We start from the raw sequence: 19,243 nt of genomic DNA, 5'->3' as shown, positions 1-19,243 counted from the left end.
TATGGTTCTGTAATTTGATGTCGCAGCAAAGCTGCGACATCAAATTACAAATGAAGTTAGCGCACTGCTTGGCGCATGTAGTCACCCCAAACCTGTGCGGCTATGGCGCTTGAGCCTCTAGTCACCCCTTCATCATTACCCAACCACACAGCCGTAACGAGATTGCGTTTTAGAGCAGCACCTACAAACCAGAGATCGCGCCCTTCATCAGTAGTTCCTGTTTTGCCAACGACCGTATCTTGGGGGATTGCAGCCGATCGCCCTGTGCCATACTGCACCACGCCGCGCATCATATCCAGCATCGTGCTAGCTACACCCGCATCGATCGCTTGACGTGGCTTGAGAAAATTACTTGCCTCAAAAATAACGCGACAGGTTTGGCGATCCTTGGGATTTTTGCAGTCGGCACTATCGAGAATGCGTTTGATCGCGTGGGGCTTAATATATTTGCCCTCATTCACTACCGTGGCATAGGCTCCCGCCATTTCTAAGATTTTGACCTCATTGCCACCCAAAACCATGTTGCTGGATTCGTCTAGCTTTGCAGTAATGCCCAAATTCTTTGCCATTTTGACCACATTTCCCAGTCCTGCATTCTCCGCAACTCTGACCGCAACTACATTTTCGGATAATGCAAAGCCCCGATACATATCGATCGCGCCACTCCCGCCATTGTGACAACCAATAATCCCTGAATGGGGACTACAGGAAAAAGTGGTGTTAGCAGAAATTCCGCGATCAACGGCCGCCGCATAGCTAAATAACTTAAAAGTTGACCCCGGTTGGCGGAGGGCTTGAGCCGCCCGATTAAATTGACTAGCTTGGTAGTCAACCCCCCCTGTCATGGACAGCAATGAGCCATCCTTGGCATTGACCGTGACGATCGCCCCTTGGCTAAAACCGACACTTGCGCCATCGCGATCAACTGCCTCGCGCAAAGCTTGATCGGAGGCTTTTTGCATTGTGAGATCAAGATTTGTTTCGACAATTAAATTCCCTTCCCTCGCAAAGTTATCGCCGAGGAGGTCTTGCAACTCGTCAAAGACATAGCTGTAGTAATAGGGAGCTACCGAGCCTTGGAGCTTTGTTTTGGCGGCTTCATTTAGGTTAAGGACGGAACGTCGGGCGCGATCGGCATCCTTATCAGTGATCATACCCAGTTCCGCCATGCGATTAAGAATGCGATCGCGATATTCGAGAGCAGTTTTCTTGTTTTTAAAAGGATTGATATTTTCAGGCGAAGGTAATAGTCCTACGAGGGTAGCTGATTCTGAGAGATCTAGCTCCGAGGCTTCCTTGCCAAAATAGAGCTTAGCGGCATCTTTAAAGCCATATACCCCATAACCTGTATAGGCGCGATTGAGATAGAGCCGCATAATCTCATCTTTGTTGTAAGTAAAGGTGAGTTTGATCGCTGCGGCAGCCTCACGCCATTTACGCCCTGCGGAGTCCTCCTGCCCCACATAGGTTTTGCCCAGTAGGTTTCGCGCCAGTTGCTGCGTAATCGTGCTGGCTCCTTCTAAGCGCTCACCACGACTGCGAACATTGGTAACTAGCGCCCGCGCTACCCCCACAGGGTCAACCCCAATATTCCAGTAAAAAGAAGTATCTTCTGAGGCAATCACTGCCTTAGGGATAAACTGCCCAAACTCAGCAATGGTGGCATATTCTGTATGGTTGGCGATGTCAGTAGGGTCGAGGCGCTTGATGCCATCACCAGCCAGAACTTCGACGGGTCCTTGCTGGGTAACGGGTAGAGGCTTCAGATCGGGAACCCTACCTAGTTCATAGCCGATCGCCAGCACGATTATTCCTGCGATCGCGCCAATGCCGATGCCCGTATACTGCACCGTGCGGATATACCAAGGCGGCGGATCGATATAGCAAATTGTGGCTGCTTCTGCTAGTTCAGGGGGACCCAGCGTAATTTTCATTTTGTGGCGCAATGGCACAGATTTAAGGCGCTGCTTTTGGCGATAAATGCCATTGGTCGAGTCTTGGTCTTGCAGGATAAATTGCGCCTTCTTTTGAGAGCGATCGCGGACTAATTGGGCATGAACTTGGCTAACAAGCGGTGTTTGGACGACAATGTCACACTTACTGGTGCTGCGTCCTAGCACATAGCGATCGCCCACTAAGTCATAAATTTCGGGTTTATCCTTTTGCGATCGGCGTACTTCAAGCTTTGGTACACGCTCTTTAGGATTAATTTTTAATACCCCATTTACCACCTGTGTCATTTGATAAATCTGAGTCATCAACTTAGATTTTGGTGGTTTAGCCTGTGGTGATGGAGACGATGGTGGTGGCGATTTCGGCGATTTCATAGATGGCTAGGACGTAATTTATAAACGCACAGTTTCCGAGTATGCCTGCAAATTTAATTATGCACTGAAACAAGAAGAGCTACGCTAAGCGTAGCTCTTCTTGTTTCAGTATTTTAAATAGTGCAACGAAGTCACGCCATTCAAAAATCACAAAAAGCTTATTTTGCAAGCTTTTTGTGAGTGATGCTCCCTTCTCAGTATAAAAATAGACATTAATACCAATTCATGAAAGTGTGACAACACTTTTATGATTTAAAAACCAAACCCACTACTAATTTAAAATGAAGAAATGGCTACGCCATTTCTTCATTTTAAATTAGTAGTGCAGGGCTTCGCGCCGCACCACTAACTATTGGGTGGGAAGGGAGTAGATTCTATTCAATGGTGCGGGTTAGCAGTACAGGAACTGTGGCATTGACACGCACATAGTCCGATGTAGATGTACCAAGTAAACGATCAAGGTCGGGTAAACTGCGGGCGATCGATGGGCGGCGATCGGGAGAACCGAGCATCAACAAACTAGCGTTAGATTCATCCGCAAGGCGACAAATTTCTTTGCCCACATCCCCAGAACCAATAAAAGTTTTGGATGGGATATTCATCCGCTTGAGTTTAGCGGCGGCTTCAGCTAATACAGGATCATTGGCGGCGTTAGCATCTTCTTTACGCTTAACCACTCTAGCGAGGAAAATTTCCACATCCTTAGCACCACTCACCAGTTTAATCGCCAGATCGAGGCTGTATTGAGAAGCTGCGGAAGCATCGATGGAAACCATCACACTACGAATGGTCTTAATATACACATCATCTTTAATCAGCAGCATCGGTGCATCTGATAACTGGAAGACATACTGACTGACAGAATTAGCCAAGATCGCCTGCAAGCGTCCCATGCCACGCGATCCCATGATCAATATGTCGGCTTTGAGTTCTTCCGCGACTTTGCAAACGATATCTTTGGGTTCACCTTCTTTGAGTAGGGGGACGGTGCTATTTTCGGAACCCAGACGCAGGTTTTTGATTTCTCTGTCGATGATTTTTTCACCTGCGAGGCGATATTCCGTAACGGATTCCGAGTTAATCGAGTTGGGGATAATGTGGAGAACGTTAATCTGGGATCTTTGCATACTAGGTAGGGCTAGCAGCATGTTTAGCATCTCGCGCGATCGCCCTGAACCATCAACGGCTAACAAAATTTGTTGGAACATAGGATTTTTAAGACTTTGGGTGTTTGTTAAATTGATTATGGGTAGCGCGAAGCGCAACTCGTAATCTATAAAAAAGTTGCTATATCTTGAGTAAAGCTCACTTACAAGGCGATCGCTGCAAAACGTTGAGATTCTTAAAATTCAAAGTGGGGTTATAGCTAGCTATAAGCTACAAGAGGGGCGCTTTGCGCCCTGCTATAAATCTTAGTTAATTAGAGGCTGTGCTAGGCATAGCCTCTAATTAACTAAGATTCGATAATTTGTTGATGCGATCGCGCTAACATCCCATGCTTTGGCGCAAAAATCATGGCAACCATAAATAACAGAGTTTGCAAAACGACGATACAGCCTCCCGTAGAGCCATCAATGTGATAGCTAATGTAAGTTCCCATAACACTCGAAAACATCCCCGAAGCCATTGCAATCAAAATCATGTGGTCAAAGCGATCGCTTAAGAGATAGGCTGTCGCCCCGGGGGTAATCAACATGGCAACCACTAAAATGATGCCCACGGTCTGAAGCCCCGCTACAGCAGTTAAGGATAATAAAGACAGCAAAATGTAATAAAGGAAATTGGTATTTAGTCCAATAGAACGAGCATGGGTGGCATCAAAGCAAAACAGAATTAAATCCTTTCGCAATATCGCCAAGGTGATTAAGGTAATTAGGCTAATGATGACGGTTTGGATAATATCGCGATCGGCGATTCCTAAAACATTACCAAAGAGAATATGTCCTAGATCAACGGTACTTTTGATTTTAGAAACTAAAACTATGCCTAGAGCAAATAAACCCGTAAATACTAAGCCAATAACTGTATCTTCTTTAATGCGCGTATTGGATTTTATAAAACCGATCGCAATTACCGAACCCACCCCAAATACAAAAGCACCGATCGCAAAGGGAATATTCATCACGTAGGCTAGGACTACCCCCGGAAGTACCGCATGGGATACAGCATCCCCCATTAAAGCCCAGCCTTTGAGAATCATAAAACAGGAAAGTGCGGAACAGACAATCCCCACTAAGGCACTAACCCAAATCGCCTTGACCATAAAGCCATATTGCAAAGGTGCGGTAAACCATTGAACAAGTTCCATAATTGTTAACTTCCTTAAATCCCTATATTTACTTTTTTGATAGATAAAACCATAGGAAAATTTTTAAGATGGCTGCATTGCAGCCATCTTAAAAATTCTCTTGATTAGGCTTGGACATAGCGCGGTGTAAAGCCTCCAAAGGTACGGGCAATATTTTCTTCCGTGAAGACTTCCGAGGTTTGACCATAGGCGAGAATCGTGCGATTGATGAGAACTACCTGATCGCAAAAAGTATTAACGGAATCTAGATCATGGGTTGAAACTAGCACGGTGTAGCCTGCATCGCGTAATTCCATTAGCAAATTAATCATCATCTTTTCGGTCTTAACATCAACCCCCGCAAAGGGTTCATCAAGAAGTAAAATCTTCGCCTGTTGGGCTAAAGCTCGCGCAAAAAAAGTGCGTTTCTTTTGACCGCCCGATAGCTCGCCAATTTGGCGATCGCGCATATCCCACATCTGCACACGCTCTAGGCTATCGCGTACCGCTAATTTATCAGGCGATCGGGGAATACGCAAAAAGTTCATATAGCCATAGCGCCCCATCATCACCACATCATGGACACTAACGGGAAAGTTCCAATCAACCTCTTCTGTTTGGGGTACATAGGCGACAAGGTTATTTTTTTGAACTAAGCGAATCGGTAAGCCATTAATTAGCACGCGACCAGTGGCAGGCTTAACAAAACCCATAACGGATTTAAATAGAGTGGATTTTCCTGCTCCATTCATGCCCACTAAACCGCAAATTGTGCCTGCCTTTAGTTGTAAGTTCGCTTTATGTAGAGCGACTTTGCCATGATAGGCAACGGTGACATTTTCAATATCAATGCTGATAGTTTCCATATTTTTTATCTTTTATTTTGATTTTTTGTATTTTGATTTTTTGTTTACGCTGAATTGTCTATTTTGTGAATCAATTGGTGAGTCAATTTTTGAGTCAATCAGTTGCTTTAATTAGAACTTTGCAAACCTTGGATTAAAGTATTGACGTTGTATTCCAAAAGCTTGAGATAGGTGGGTGTAGGACCATCGGGAGGAGAAAGGGAATCTACAAAAAAGACTCCTCCAAATTTTGCACCTGTTTCTCTGACTACTTGCATTTGCGCTTCATTGCTGACTGTACTTTCGCAAAATACCGCAGGAATGCGCTTCGCTTTTACCGTGTCAATTACCTTTTGTACCTGCTTAGGTGTGGCTTGCTGCTCGGCATTCACTGGCCAAATATAGACTTCCTTTAAGCCATAGTCACGGGCTAGATAGGAAAATGCACCTTCACAACTGACGATATAACGCTGATCGGCAGGAATGACGGAAATTGCTTGCTTGAGCTTTGCCTCGATCACTTGAATTTGCTGACTATAAGCCTTAGCATTTGCGTCATAGGTCGCAGCATTAGGAGGATCGAGCTTGCCGAGCGCCTTGCGAATATTTTCCACATAAATCAAAGCATTCTGGGGCGACATCCACGCATGGGGATTGGGTTTCCCTTGATAGGCATCTTCGGCAATATTTACGGGCTGTACGCCTTCACTAAGAGTTAATCTCGGCACTTTGGGAAAGTTGTTATAAAATCTTTCCGCCCATCGTTCTAGGTTCAGTCCATTATCTAAAATTAGGTCTACGCCTTGACCTCGTCGAAAGTCACTGGGTGTTGGCTCATAGCCATGTATTTCTGCCCCAGTTTTGGTAATGGACTCCACGATCGCCTTATCTCCCGCCACATTTTGCGCCATATCCGCTAGCACCGTAAAGGTGGTGAGGATCACTTTCTGCCCCTTTGGGTTTTGGCGACTAGTGGTGCTACTAGTGGAATTATTCACACTAGAATTATTTGGATTTGAAATATCTGAGCCTGCCTGCGGACTACATGCACTAGTGGCAATCATCAACATCAGCCCAATCCAAACCGCATGGCAACTAAATACGCTCTGTTTGGAAATTGCGCTTGATGAGTAGATTTGCTTAGACCTAAGTTGAAGCTCCATGATTACGTTTCATAATCGTTTCATTTTTTAAAATATAACACAGATAGCTCTAAAAAATGAAACGATTATGAAAAAAGGCGGCGCAATGCGCCGCCTTTTTTTTGCAGTCTACTCAGTCTTTAGGTGATACCAGAAAATTTTAAAAAACCGCAAATTAGAATATAAAGCCAAAATTTATAGGCGGCGCGAAGCGCCGCCTATAAATTTTTTAGGGTGGACACCAAAATAAATTTTGGCTCGATATGCCAAGAGATTCGAGAATACCCTTCATTGTTTTTGTACATTCCATCCAATAATCTTGGCTGTCATACATCCAGTCTGGACTAAAGTGCAAATCGTAATGAATGAGATGGGGAATATCCGTAAACTCTTGAGAATTCTGTTGGGAAATGAGTAATACCCTAAAAGGCTTACCAGCACATTTGATCTGTAACTTCTTCATGAGATCGAGAACATAATCGCGATTAGTGATCCCAGTACGCACAAATAGAATCTCATCCGCATGATTTAGAGTATAGAGAAATCTCTTTGCTCTCGCTGAGTAACGCACCCGCATTCGATCGTGGATAGGCTGCATATCATGATTGGGATCATCAGTATCTTCAATCTCATGTCCAAAGGATAATCCTGACCATTTGGAATGATAGATGCGATTTTCAGCTTGATTGTAATGCAGATAGGCGGGATTCCACATATCCTGAAAATCATTGACCACCATATCCGTGACATCGCCTAAATTCGTCGATCGCGCCAGATCAAAGGGGAATGCAGGCCCGTCATACTCCATTTTGTAGAGCAGCATTCTCGCCGCACAGCGATCGCCTAGAGGTAAAATCGCAATGCGGTTAACTTCCGAGAGCTTGCATTTGTAATTAAGCAGCATTGTTGATTTTGCAGGAGCCTTGACCCGACTCTCTAAGCCTTTTTCGCCAATCATCATTGTCCGAAAAGGGGCTTCAGGATCAGTGGGATCGTGATACACACCCGCAGGCATGGCAACGAGGGCGGCGCGAACTTCTTTCCACATCGGATGGATATTGTAATCCTCATCGGATTCATTGATAATCCGAATCGTGTTTTCGCTTTCCTTGAGAATCCCTAAATGCCCGTCATAGTAAATGATATCGGAAACTTGGGGAGAAAAGAACTTTAGGGCTGAGCAGTATTGCAAATCTACGCCAATGGGAATCTTGATGGTGTTATCAATGGAACCATTAAATCCAATCGTCAAGAGAGGCAAGACACCCAGATCATCATTTTTGGCAATATAGGAGCCGAGGGGTAAGCTTATCTTACGTTTGAGAGCTTCTTGCAGCTCTTTCCAAGTGGGAGTGATGTTATATTCATACTCCGATTTATTGATAATTCGCAAGGTTTGCGCTTCTGGATTGGCAAGGATTTTAAATCCATATTTATCTTCATAGATGGATATCTCTTCACTACTCTTGCTCTGCAAAAATGATTGCCATTCGCTAGATAAGCGATCGGTTTGAAAGATCTTCAGGTCAATCGCTTCAAACATGAGGCGATGCCCTGCGGTGTTGGGGTGAGCGACATCCAGAGAGGTTTGATATTTCCAACGCCCATAGCCATTATCCAAGACATCGAGCCAATCGAGGATCGGCACGCCCCAATTCAGCATCCGACTGTGTGTATCGCGCAATAGCCAATTATGCTCAGGGGTATAGTCACTGTGGGGATAGAGTCCACCCAGTACAGGGCTTGCGCCTAGATCTTGGGTCATTTTGATTAATTGCAGTAAGCCACTCTCAAAGCGACGTTGCACGGCTCGGCGATCGTGGGGACGACAATGGGCTAAACCTTCATTCCCCAACGATAGCGAAATAATCACAATATCGGGTTTTTCTGGCGCAACTACCGAAGCAAAGCGCTCAATCGTGCTGGTGACATTGGCTCCCAGTTGCGATTTATTGACCAGTTGATGTCCATACTTTTCCTGTAGAGCTTTTCCTAGTTGACTAGCCCAACCCTTGAGTAGCCAAGAGCTACAACCCATTGCGACAGAACTACCCAGAACTAACACCTTGAGTCCATTAGCTGTGATTTGGGAACTTTGGTTAGTTGGGGAAGCGATCGCCTTGTCAAAATAGCCGTAGGGGAATGCGTGAATATACCCAAAAGCACCATCATCCACAATGATGGTGGAATCTTTAGAGTTGATATATTCAGGCTCAATGGGAACCCAGCGATTTACTGCGCTTTCTGTTTCCCATTTGGCTTTCCCATTAGCGGCCACTTGAACATATTTATATTCAATTCGAGGATCAAGTTCAGACTCACTTGATCCTGAGTTACTTGCAATATTAGAAATACTGGAGGGATCTATATCAAAATCTACCCACCAAATTGGGTAACTAGCACCAGATGTTCGTAGAGGCAGATATTTCTGGAGATCCCATGATCCTAATTGTGGAATCGAGCCAACTATACCAATCATTTCCCCATTTTGAGTGGGTGCTTTTACCTGAAATCGATACATAGAAATATCTTCTCTGGATAGGAAAGGAGTAATTATACTTACAATTTCTATAGCAATAGAAGTTGTAAGTATTAACCACTTTTTAAATTAACTTTTAAACTAGCATTTAATGCGCTTCAAGTCTGTTTTAGAAATTACAGCAAAAATCTAAATATGAGAGGCGGCGCTTCGTACCGTCTCTCATATTGGCTGCCAACAATTCCTGATCAAACGAACCCCAAAAGATTTTTTAAAGTGTTGCTTTGCAACACTTTAAAAAATCTTTTGGTTTGGATTTGAGCGCAAAGCGCTGTAAATTACTGCGCGTAATAAGACCTTGTTCCTTTAGCGTCGATCGCATCGCTGAGACGAGTTAGAGCATGGACATAGGCGGCGGTTCGCATCGAAATTTGCTTTTGCTGGGCAACTTCCCAAATCCTTAAGGTTTCAGTCACCATACTTTGCTTAAGGCGATCGTTTACCTCTTCTAGAGTCCAATAAAAACCACTGCGATTTTGTACCCACTCAAAATAGCTCACGGTTACGCCCCCCGCATTGATCAAGATGTCTGGAAAAACCATGATGCCTCGACGTTCGAGAATCTTGTCGGCGGCAGGAGTTACGGGACCATTGGCAATTTCTAAAATATATTTGGCGCGAATTTTATGGGCATTATGCTCCGTAATTTGATTTTCCAGCGCCGCAGGAACCAAGATATCGACATCTAGTTCGAGCAATTCCTCATTGCTAAGGGTGTCATGTTCGACAATATTGCATACAGAATCTTGGCAGTAAACCGCTTGAAAGGAACGAGTAGAATTTTTATAATGGACAATGCTAGGAATATCTAGTCCTTTTTTAGAGTAGATTCCCCCTTTGGAATCGCTTACAGCCACTACACGATAGCCCGCTTTACTCATGGCTTCTGCGATCGCTGCGCCCACATTCCCAAAGCCTTGCACTGCTACCGTAGTTTGCGAACGTTCCATTTTGAGTAATGGCATTAAAGTCTCGATCGCAAAGAAAGCTCCTAATCCCGTGGCCGCTTCGCGCCCAATGCTGCCTCCCATCGTTAAAGGCTTGCCTGTAATCGCCGCAGGGCAGAGCTTGCGCTGAATGGTGCTATATTCATCCACCATCCAGCCCATGATCGTGGCGTTGGTCTGCACATCGGGCGCAGGGATATCGACATCGGCTCCCATAAAGTCTGCGATCGCATCAATATAGCCCCGACTGAGGCGTTCTAATTCAAATTTAGATAGTTGCTTCGGATCAACGGCTACGCCGCCTTTTGCGCCACCAAAGGGCAAATTCACCGCCGCGCATTTAAAGGTCATCCAAAAGGCTAAGGATGTAACTTCATCCATATTGACCTTAGGATGAAAGCGAATACCGCCTTTGGTAGGTCCCCGCAGATCGTTGTAGCGTACTCGATATCCCTGAAATACTTTTAAAGTTCCATTGTCCATGCGTACAGGAATAGAAACCTGTAGACTTGCCTTGGGCGATTTTAAGCGTTCGATCGCATCTTCGGAAATATGCACATGGGCGATCGCATCAGCTAGCCGTTCACTAGCTTGATCAAATAAAGACTCTGACACAAATACCTCCAGATAATTGTGTTTCAACAGTTCTCAATGATATAGCAATGCTTGGTCTAGTTAGAAAAACAAAACCGAAAAGAGAGATAGCGAAGCTATCTCTCTTTTCGGTTTAACAAAAAAGCGCTGCAAAGCAGGGCTTTTTTGTAGCAAACTAACCCTTAAGGTCAAAAATTCTGTAAATGACATCTTCGACTACGCGATCAGGTGTTGACGCGCCCGAAGTGATGCCAATCGTGACTTTGCCATCGGGGAGCCAGTTGGGAGACTGCTCGATCGCCTTGCCTAGGGGCTTATGCTCAATGATTTCGGCGGAGATAATCCGATGCACATCATCAATGTGATAAGAAGGAAGATTACGCTCGATCGCAATTTCTTGTAAATGAGTCGTATTCGAGGAATTGTAACCACCAATCACAATCATTAAGTCTAGCGGTTGCTCCACAATCTCGAACATCGCATCTTGACGCTCTTGGGTGGCATCACAGATCGTATTAAAAGAGAGAAAATGCTCATTCAGGTGTTCTACACCATACTTCTGCATCATCGTGCGCTCAAACAATTTGCCGATCGCTTCCGTTTCCCCCTTGAGCATTGTGGTTTGATTAGCTACACCAACCCGTTCTAGATCGCAGTCAGGATCAAAACCCGCGGACATCGCCTTACTAAACTTATTTAGAAATTCTTGACGATCGCCACCATTGAGCATATAGTTGGTGACATATTCCGCCTCTTTCATATTCAGCACCACTAGATAGCGCTTCGCATAGGAACTTGTAGCGATCGTTTCCTCATGGTTATATTTCCCATGCACAATGGAAGTAAAATCTGCTTTCTTATGCTTTTCGACGCGGTTCCATACCTTTGACACCCAAGGACAGGTCGTATCCACAATCTTACTGCCAAGGTTATCGAGTAGCTGCGTTTCCTGAACACTTGCACCAAAGGCAGGCAAAATCACCACATCTCCCTGTGCCACACCAGAGAAATCCTTATTCCCATCCTCATTTACAGGCACAAACTGCACTTCCATTTCCTTTAATTTGGAATTAACAGAAGGATTATGGATAATCTCATTGGTAATCCAAATGCGCTCATTGGGAAACTGGGTACGAGTTTCATACGCCATGGCTACGGCTCGTTCTACTCCCCAACAGAAGCCAAAGGATTTGGCGAGATAAATCGTCACATTTCCCTCTGTATAAACATAGTCATGTTCGCGAATTGTCTGGATCAAGTCACTATGATACTGCGATCGCATCGTGGATTCGGCTTCTTCTCCATGCCCAAAGCCGTTGCGAAAATAGTTGGGGGACTTTTGCAATGCTCTCCGCATCGCTTGCGTATCGAGCGTATTATCCATGCGCTTAAATGATCCTAGGTAATTGTGCTGAAAGTATTATAACGTTGTAGTGAGCAAACAAAAGTGGTGGCGCTTCTCACCACCACTTTTGTTTTGGGTTTTGAGATGCCATGCTCTTGGGTGAGTCAAACATCAGTGTCAAGCACTATAAAATAGAAAAAGATTGTAGCTTCATCAAAATTTGACTTAAATTACTTAGAAATCCCGCAAATTATTAACATGGAAAATCCTGCAATTACAAATCATGAAATTCATCCCTTAATCGCCCAGAGATGGAGTCCTCGCGCCTTTGATAGTAAGCCTGTAGAAACTGAAAAACTCGCCCAACTATTTGAGGCGGCAAGGTGGTCAGCTTCCTGTTTTAATGATCAACCTTGGGTCTTTATTGTGGCGACTAAAGACGATACGGTGAACTATCAAAAACTTCTAGATTGCCTTGTGCCTTTTAACGTCTCATGGGCGCAAGCTGCACCCGTATTGGGTTTTGTAGTAGCTCAAAAAAACTTTAAGCATAATGACAAGCCAAATGCTTGGGGTGAATATGATGCAGGGCAAGCGGCGGCAACTTTAGCGTTACAGGCTACAGCTTTGGGCTTAGTAACTCATCAAATGGGCGGTTTTGATGCGGATAAGGCGATCGCTACATTTAATATTCCTGAAACGGCTCGTCCAATTGCCGCGATCGCGATCGGCTATGCGGGAGAGACTAGTAACTTACCTGCGGATCTCCAAGAGAAGGAAAAAGCTCCACGCGATCGGCAGCCCCTCGCTAGCTTCGTATTTACAGGAGAATGGGGAAGTTCAGCTAAATTTATATAAACAATCAAATTTTTGATAGCACAGCTTCGCCGTGCTATCAAAAATTTGATTGTTTATGTTGCGATGTTGTGGCGAAGCCTTAAAGCAAACCAGCTTGAGCCAATCCCAAAATTAAGCCAGCCCCAAGAATATGACCAAAACTAGTAACACCAAGTAGTTCGGGTATACCAAAGCCAGAAAACAATCCAGGTAATCCTACGGGCAAGCTGGGGCCAACACCCTTAACTTTGATGCCATAACGACCTACCACTAGCGCAAATACATTTGCAGTAATCATAATCAAGCCAACGCCAACAGACCAAGTAGGGGTAGCGGGAACAGCAGCGAGTAAGTTAAGTGTTAAATGTGTCATATATTTAAATTCCTAAGTCTAATTACCTATAAAAAATTTTTTAACTTCCCTAATCCTAGGGTCTAGGTAGACATCAGAAAATTCTTCTTAAGCTAAATTCATTAAACTTTGTAATCGTTTACAACACCCACTTTGATGACGCGACAAAGCCACGTCATCAGCAATCTAACTCTTTAGAGTTCTTCAAGAATTTTAAACCGTACATGATTTAAGGCTAGTTCACCAATGGAGTAAGGCTGGGGCTGAATGGTTTCAAAAAAGATTCCCTTGCCGATTTCCACATGATACCAAGGTAACCCCATAAACCAGCGCGTCGGATAGGGGCGCTCGCCTGTATCGTCGGGATTAGATTCCATTGGTAACCAACCAATACTAGGAATATAGAATTCAATCCAAACGTGATTGTAATACTGATGTAGAGGGATATTTAGCATCAGTTCACCTTCATGGGGACATTTATAGCGCCCGACCGTGCGGCAAGCAATTCCATTTAATCTTGCTAAAGCTAGCAATAAGCCCACATATTCGCCACAGGAGCCAGTGCCTCTCACAATCACTTCTTCGGGCGAGGCAATATAGGGCGTAACTCGATAGGAAAGCTTGTCATATACATAATCTCGGATCAGTCGCATCTTCCGCAAGATGTTAGTTTCCTCACCCACGGCTTCTTGGGCAGCAGCTTGGATGATTGGATTGTCCATACTTAAGCCATCATCATCCACCAGATAAAGCTTCTGCATCTCTGGCGATAGCTCAGGGACATATTCCACTTCGTTCTCCTTGAGTTCGTACTTGATGCCATAGAGTTCCAAAGTTGCTTTCCAACCAAACATTCTGGCTTCTTCAGGCTTAAGGTTGCCTAGCTTAAAAGCAGCAACTTTTTGACCATCGACAATTTCCTCTTCAAAGGGAATTCCAATTGGCTCGATCGCTAATAACTTTTGGCGAAAGGTATCCGTCGGATAGGCAACTCGCCAAGTGAGGTTGTAAACAGAGGTAGGATCTTCAGTAGAAAGTTCTTCAAGATAGATCATTTCCACTTTATAGCCCGTGGTGAGCGTATAGTTTAATTTTTCTTCCTGATATTGATTGAATTTGAGTTGATGGATGAAGACCTTTTCGCGAGCAGCCACAGAAAATGGTTCATCTAAATCGTTAGGACTTTCGCGAATGTAGTTTTCATCTCCTGAATAAACTACATATAAGTCATTTCCTAAAAATCCTAACCCTGTCGCATTGGGAAATGGCGTTAGCCCTCGCTGCAAAACTTCACCTGTTTTGGCATTGAGGCGATAGACTGTTTCTTCTACGCGATCGCTGACCCATAATTCCTCACCCAACAAGGTTAGAGCCTCAAATCCTGCACCGGGAGCGTCCATAATCCTGAGCAAAGTGCGAGTGGCGCGTCCAAATACAAAGATTTTACCAACTTCCCTCGAACTGACATAGACTCCGCCTTCCGATACGGCAATTCCATCTACTCGATTAGGGAGTTCCATAAATGGTTGCAGTTCATAGTCAACCATGTCGCAGTAATAAATCCCATTGTCCTTAGCAATCCACAAAGTTTCTCCAGCGATCGCTAAACCAGTGGCATCTCGAAAATCGGAAGCGGTGTAATTATTGGTTACTGTTGCGCTTTCGGAAAAAGGATCGATTTTGAGTAGATGCCCTTGATAGGCATCAACACAAAGCGCATAGGGTTTGCCAATATTTGCATCATTTAGCCACACTAAACCGTGAAGGTTGTAAGCGCCAACGGGATAAATCGTGCTGGGTAAGCTAGGCATAGGGTATTAGGCTGTTGTGTAGACGGATAAAACTAGAAAGATTTTGAACTTTCCACAAATCTTGATCTGACTTTAAAAGCAACATTACTTCCGTAGCGAAGGTAACAGTTGTGATAATTGGATTAGTATATCTCAAGTCTTATAGCTGTAGTCACTTGCAGTAGGACAAACCAAAACCCAAGAAGTGAGTGGCGGCGCGAAGCGCCGCCACTCACTTCTTGGGTAAAGTGTTGCACAGAAACACTGTATTAAAATTTCTGAACTTGAGCTTGAGCGCTTTGCGCTCTCAAATCGGGGCAAGGTACGATTTTGGAACCAGACCAATCTGTAAAAGTATTTTGATCCAAATAATGCCTTGGTGTCTGTAGCATTAATTTCCATGCTTGCCCCGCATCCATCAGATTAAATTTGTCGGGATAGTGAGCTAGTAATAATTCTTGCACTTGAGGATAATAATTTGGATTCAATCCTGGGAAAATATGATGCTCGGTATGATAGGAAAAATTGATATGTAAAACATTAAATATTTTCGGTACACGAAGAGATAGGCTATTAACTAAAACATCATTTTGCTCAGTCATTGGACATAACATGTGATTAGTGTAAATATAAAATATTAAGCCAGCATATCCTATCCAAATTGGTAGAAAGTAGCTTAATAAAATCTTGATTGGGGAGAACCCAAGATCAAGAAAAATCGTTAAATGTAAAGCAACTAAAACCAATAATTCTAACGCGATCGCTCTACGTTCTTTTTCACTAACACTAAAAGCAAATACGGGATATTCAGCCGAGCGATTATTAAAAAACAATACTGATGTCAAATTGCGAAATACATGTACTCCCCAAGCATGAGCCATGCCAATTACTAATAATATTGGATTAACTTCTGAAGAGGGGACAAAGATATTTTGAACCCATTTTCCCCAACTATTTGGTTGTGAATATAAATAGTTGCGATCAGGATCTTGTTCGGCATTAGTCTTATTGTGATGCTCACGATTATGAACTGCTTTCCATAGAGTTGGCGGCATCCATGACATGGTAAATCCTAAAAGACTAATTACGCGACGAAGTGTAGGATTACTAATTGCCGAACTATGTAGTAAATCGTGAGTACTAAATGACAAGACAATAATGCTATTTGCCATAACCAGTGAAATGGGTAAATATAGCCATAGTAAATACCAATTCCATCGATCTAGGTATGAAGCGATCGCCCAACCGACGATCATTATCATCATATTTATAAGCAAAATCCAGACTTTATTGGGATCTGCTAAAAAAGCTTCTGGTGGTAATAATGGACGAAGTTTTTTGACATAGTCTGACTGGGTCATCAAACTTTTTTGATCAACGATATTCATTAGGTAGAGGTCGAAAGGGATTACTAGGGTGCTGAAATTTCCCCTCTATAGACTTACCATGTCAAGGTTATGGAAAAAGCCTGTTTAAGTAACAAATATCCGAAAATCAGCTTAAAATCGGCTATTTTTTAGGCTTTAGCTTCTATTCTTTGTTTTTTATTCTACTTTTCTTCCTAAATAATTAGGGGTGTGCGACTTCGTAGCGTACCCCTAATTATTTATAGCAATGGAAGTTTTGCTTAGGACATAAACCTCCAAAAGCGAGTTGCGGCGCTTCGCGCCGCAACTCGCTTTTGGGGGGTTGATTTATACTGGATAACTCTTGCTTTGCCATAGGGTTTTGGTATGAGTCCTTTTAGTATTAGAGTGATGGGATTTGTCCTTTTTTGAGAATATCGATTACGGCCGTATGACGCTTGAGATCGGTTTGGACTTGCTCGTAAACTTGGCGATCGCATCCTTTTAACCCGATCACACCATAAAGTCTCACCTTGCCAACTCTTCCCTTTAAAGCATGTTCGCCAAAATCCACCACATCAATTTCATCCTTAACAATCTCGTAAAGATTGCCAGTAATGACAATGTCGGTTCCTAAATCCTTAGTCATGCCTTCGACCCGACTTGCCACGTTAACCGTATCGCCAATCACCGCATATTCAAGGCGACGAGCCGAGCCAATATTACCAACAGTCACTTCTCCATAATTAATGCCAATACCATTGGAGAAGGGAATTTTTTTTTCACTCTGCCAAACCTTACGCAGCTCCATCAATGCAGCTCTCATATTGAGAGCCGCATTAACCGCATTCATGGCATCCGCCTTTTCACCTCGGGAAACAGGAGAGCCAAACTCCGCCATAATCGCATCACCGATAAATTTATCGATTGTGCCTTGATATTCTAAAATTGCATCCACCATGCCGCCTAGATAGGTATTAAGCTGTTGAATGAGAACCTTAGCTGGTAGACGGCTAGAGAGTGTGGTAAATCCACGAATATCGGAAAAGAGAACCGCCGCCTTGATGGTACGCCCCTCTAACAAGTCCCGAAATCCTTCAGGCTGATTGACGATTTCCTCGACAATGGGAGCCGCCACATAGCGCTCTAGAGTACGGCGCAGCAGTAGTTTATCAATTTGAGCCGCAATGGAACCTGTAGTTAACAGCGCTACTCCATTTAAACTGATGGCGATCGCAGGAATTGCGACAGGTAGAATCGCACTGCCATACACAAAGCTGGCGTAACCAATTCCAAACCACGCGATCGCAATCCCTAAAGATGCCAAAATCTGAATATTTGGGCGCTTAAGTAGACAAAGAAGGGTTCCTGAAATACCCACCAACAAGAAAATAAATAGCCCACTATGCACAGGATTTGGGAATAAAGCAAACATGCTTTTACCTTGCATTAAGGTGGCGATCGCATTGGCATGAATTTCAATCCCTGACATCCTTCCCATTGCCGAGTTTTGAATGTCCTGTTTAGACGCAGCAGTTGCCCCAATCAATACAATTTTATCTTTAAAAAATTTGCCATTCTGAAGTTGCTCACTCTTCCAATTCTCAGGATCGACTACATAATAAAACGGAATCTGCTGTTGAGCATTTGTCCAAGTATCCACTCCTCCAAAGAAATAAATCCCGTCGCCTTTAGGTTGTGGATAGCTAATCTTGGCAACATTTAAAATAGAACTAGCAAAGGTAGGCACATTCGGCAAGCCACTGTCCGCAGGTGGTTGCACACCTAGACGATGGATATTAGTGGTAACTTCCGCTTTAAAATTTATTAGTCCGAGGGTGTTAGGTTTAATCTTGAAAATAGATTCAGGCGAAGCTAGTTGCAAGATACTCGCTTCGCCAATCTGCGTAACCTCATAGCTAGCTGCAAATACCGCGCGATCGCCATACTTCGTAATTGCTTTTTGAAATTTGTCATCATCCTCTTTGCCATGATCTCCGGGAGTGACAAACAAAATGTCAAAGGCGACGACTTTGGCTCCCGCTTTGACTAGTTTTTCGAGGACTTGGGCATAGACTACACGCTTCCATGTGGTTGTGCGAAAGGGTTCTAAAAATGGACGAACTTTTGGATCATAAAATTCACCTTGACGGAGGGAGATGTCATCGATCGCTAAGATCACAATATCTTTGGGAGGAGCGATCGTACCTCGCCAGTTAAAAAATGCTGATTGGGTTTGACGCTCAAGGCTCTGGACTTCGTTTAGCTCAAATCCTGTGGCGATCGCCCCAAGCCCCGCAATCAATCCAACCAATGCATAGCCAATAAATTTGGGGCTAGATAAAGCTTTTAACTTATTTGTGATCTTAGCTTTCATTATATTTTCAGCTATTGTAAATTGACTATAGCAATCCTACTGCCTTCCTTGTCCAGAATTAAAGGTGTGGGCAAAGCCTACACCTTTAATTAAAAATAAAGGCGGCGCAATGCGCCGCCTTTATTTGGGCGTTAATGTACTTGACGCACTTTACAAATTCTTACCCCCCTCAGTCCCCCCTTGGAAGGGGGGAAGTCTGAGTTCTCCCCCTTCCAAGGGGGAGTTAGAGGGGGTTCTAAATATTTGGTGTGTCAAGTATATGAATGCCTTTATTTGGGGTTAGAAAAATCTATTACTAAATCTTCGCAATAGGTGAATGAGGTTATGCCAGAGGTAATCAGGCGTTACTCCAAAAACAACCTTTGCCAGAATTAAGACGATCGCTAAAGTCGCTAAAGGAAAAAATAGGGCTCTCGCAATTTTTTCTAGGAATGAATATAAAGCGATCGAAGTAACAATAGCTCCTACTAATAACAGCCAATCGTAAACGCGATCGGAGAGATGAATATCCATTG

At 43.8% G+C, this 19,243-nt stretch carries 14 protein-coding genes; 1 reads left to right on the top strand and 13 read right to left on the bottom strand.

The genetic code is table 11. From position 1 onward, the window contains the following. Positions 1 to 56 precede the first annotated feature (56 nt). The 8 genes from H6F42_RS13600 to H6F42_RS13565 form a co-directional block, all read right to left on the bottom strand. Positions 57 to 2,327, bottom strand: coding sequence for a transglycosylase domain-containing protein (locus H6F42_RS13600; RefSeq protein WP_190399910.1), 2,271 nt, complete (start codon positions 2,325 to 2,327; stop codon positions 57 to 59). A 374-nt stretch (positions 2,328 to 2,701) separates the two neighbouring features. Continuing rightward, entirely contained in the window at positions 2,702 to 3,535 is an 834-nt protein-coding gene (locus H6F42_RS13595) for a universal stress protein (RefSeq protein ID WP_190399909.1), read from the bottom strand. Positions 3,536 to 3,780: 245 nt separating this feature from the next. Further along, positions 3,781 to 4,635, bottom strand: a complete 855-nt coding sequence (locus H6F42_RS13590) for a metal ABC transporter permease (RefSeq protein WP_190399908.1) — start codon at positions 4,633 to 4,635, stop codon at positions 3,781 to 3,783. 104 nt (positions 4,636 to 4,739) lie between these two features. Beyond that, the gene (locus H6F42_RS13585) at positions 4,740 to 5,480 is read right to left on the bottom strand and encodes a metal ABC transporter ATP-binding protein (RefSeq protein ID WP_190399907.1); all 741 of its coding nucleotides are present in this window, start codon (positions 5,478 to 5,480) and stop codon (positions 4,740 to 4,742) included. A gap of 107 nt (positions 5,481 to 5,587) precedes the next feature. Beyond that, entirely contained in the window at positions 5,588 to 6,622 is a 1,035-nt protein-coding gene (locus H6F42_RS13580) for a metal ABC transporter substrate-binding protein (RefSeq protein WP_190399906.1), read from the bottom strand. 208 nt (positions 6,623 to 6,830) lie between these two features. Further along, complete coding sequence (locus H6F42_RS13575) at positions 6,831 to 9,122, bottom strand: DUF1796 family putative cysteine peptidase (protein ID WP_190399905.1); 2,292 nt, start codon at positions 9,120 to 9,122, stop codon at positions 6,831 to 6,833. Positions 9,123 to 9,418: 296 nt separating this feature from the next. Further along, positions 9,419 to 10,702, bottom strand: a complete 1,284-nt coding sequence (locus H6F42_RS13570; RefSeq protein WP_190399904.1) for a Glu/Leu/Phe/Val dehydrogenase — start codon at positions 10,700 to 10,702, stop codon at positions 9,419 to 9,421. A gap of 154 nt (positions 10,703 to 10,856) precedes the next feature. Then, positions 10,857 to 12,065, bottom strand: coding sequence for a 4-hydroxy-3-methylbut-2-enyl diphosphate reductase (locus H6F42_RS13565; protein WP_190399903.1), 1,209 nt, complete (start codon positions 12,063 to 12,065; stop codon positions 10,857 to 10,859). 219 nt (positions 12,066 to 12,284) lie between these two features. Between H6F42_RS13565 and H6F42_RS13560 the strand changes: the two genes are divergently transcribed. After that, positions 12,285 to 12,884 (top strand): nitroreductase family protein, encoded by a 600-nt coding sequence (locus H6F42_RS13560; protein ID WP_190399902.1) that lies wholly within the window; start codon positions 12,285 to 12,287, stop codon positions 12,882 to 12,884. A 79-nt stretch (positions 12,885 to 12,963) separates the two neighbouring features. Here the strand turns inward: H6F42_RS13560 and psaK are convergent, their stop codons facing one another. The 5 genes from psaK to H6F42_RS13535 form a co-directional block, all read right to left on the bottom strand. Next, positions 12,964 to 13,236 (bottom strand): photosystem I reaction center subunit PsaK, encoded by a 273-nt coding sequence (gene psaK, locus H6F42_RS13555; protein WP_190399901.1) that lies wholly within the window; start codon positions 13,234 to 13,236, stop codon positions 12,964 to 12,966. A gap of 173 nt (positions 13,237 to 13,409) precedes the next feature. Then, entirely contained in the window at positions 13,410 to 15,026 is a 1,617-nt protein-coding gene (locus H6F42_RS13550; protein ID WP_190399900.1) for a transglutaminase domain-containing protein, read from the bottom strand. Between the two features lie 248 nt (positions 15,027 to 15,274). Further along, positions 15,275 to 16,393 carry a fatty acid desaturase gene (locus H6F42_RS13545; protein WP_190399899.1) on the bottom strand — a complete coding sequence of 373 codons (1,119 nt, stop codon included), beginning with the start codon at positions 16,391 to 16,393 and terminating at the stop codon, positions 15,275 to 15,277. Positions 16,394 to 16,754: 361 nt separating this feature from the next. Continuing rightward, the gene (locus tag H6F42_RS13540; RefSeq protein WP_190399898.1) at positions 16,755 to 18,728 is read right to left on the bottom strand and encodes an adenylate/guanylate cyclase domain-containing protein; all 1,974 of its coding nucleotides are present in this window, start codon (positions 18,726 to 18,728) and stop codon (positions 16,755 to 16,757) included. A 279-nt stretch (positions 18,729 to 19,007) separates the two neighbouring features. Continuing rightward, positions 19,008 to 19,241 carry a hypothetical protein gene (locus H6F42_RS13535; protein WP_190399897.1) on the bottom strand — a complete coding sequence of 78 codons (234 nt, stop codon included), beginning with the start codon at positions 19,239 to 19,241 and terminating at the stop codon, positions 19,008 to 19,010. Positions 19,242 to 19,243 lie beyond the last annotated feature (2 nt).

The sequence above is a fragment of the Pseudanabaena sp. FACHB-1998 genome (assembly GCF_014696355.1).
In the GTDB taxonomy this organism is placed as follows: domain Bacteria; phylum Cyanobacteriota; class Cyanobacteriia; order Pseudanabaenales; family Pseudanabaenaceae; genus Pseudanabaena.
This window is presented reverse-complemented; position numbering and strand designations above follow the sequence as displayed.

What these genes read in the sequence shown, in the direction of transcription:
- H6F42_RS13600 (WP_190399910.1), bottom strand. Translation starts at nt 2,327, where the DNA reads ATGAAATCGCCGAAATCGCCACCACCATCGTCTCCATCACCACAGGCT.
- H6F42_RS13595 (WP_190399909.1), bottom strand. Translation starts at nt 3,535, where the DNA reads ATGTTCCAACAAATTTTGTTAGCCGTTGATGGTTCAGGGCGATCGCGC.
- H6F42_RS13590 (WP_190399908.1), bottom strand. Translation starts at nt 4,635, where the DNA reads ATGGAACTTGTTCAATGGTTTACCGCACCTTTGCAATATGGCTTTATG.
- H6F42_RS13585 (WP_190399907.1), bottom strand. Translation starts at nt 5,480, where the DNA reads ATGGAAACTATCAGCATTGATATTGAAAATGTCACCGTTGCCTATCAT.
- H6F42_RS13580 (WP_190399906.1), bottom strand. Translation starts at nt 6,622, where the DNA reads ATGGAGCTTCAACTTAGGTCTAAGCAAATCTACTCATCAAGCGCAATT.
- H6F42_RS13575 (WP_190399905.1), bottom strand. Translation starts at nt 9,122, where the DNA reads ATGTATCGATTTCAGGTAAAAGCACCCACTCAAAATGGGGAAATGATT.
- H6F42_RS13565 (WP_190399903.1), bottom strand. Translation starts at nt 12,065, where the DNA reads ATGGATAATACGCTCGATACGCAAGCGATGCGGAGAGCATTGCAAAAG.
- H6F42_RS13560 (WP_190399902.1), top strand. Translation starts at nt 12,285, where the DNA reads ATGGAAAATCCTGCAATTACAAATCATGAAATTCATCCCTTAATCGCC.
- psaK (WP_190399901.1), bottom strand. Translation starts at nt 13,236, where the DNA reads ATGACACATTTAACACTTAACTTACTCGCTGCTGTTCCCGCTACCCCT.
- H6F42_RS13550 (WP_190399900.1), bottom strand. Translation starts at nt 15,026, where the DNA reads ATGCCTAGCTTACCCAGCACGATTTATCCCGTTGGCGCTTACAACCTT.
- H6F42_RS13545 (WP_190399899.1), bottom strand. Translation starts at nt 16,393, where the DNA reads ATGAATATCGTTGATCAAAAAAGTTTGATGACCCAGTCAGACTATGTC.
- H6F42_RS13540 (WP_190399898.1), bottom strand. Translation starts at nt 18,728, where the DNA reads ATGAAAGCTAAGATCACAAATAAGTTAAAAGCTTTATCTAGCCCCAAA.
- H6F42_RS13535 (WP_190399897.1), bottom strand. Translation starts at nt 19,241, where the DNA reads ATGGATATTCATCTCTCCGATCGCGTTTACGATTGGCTGTTATTAGTA.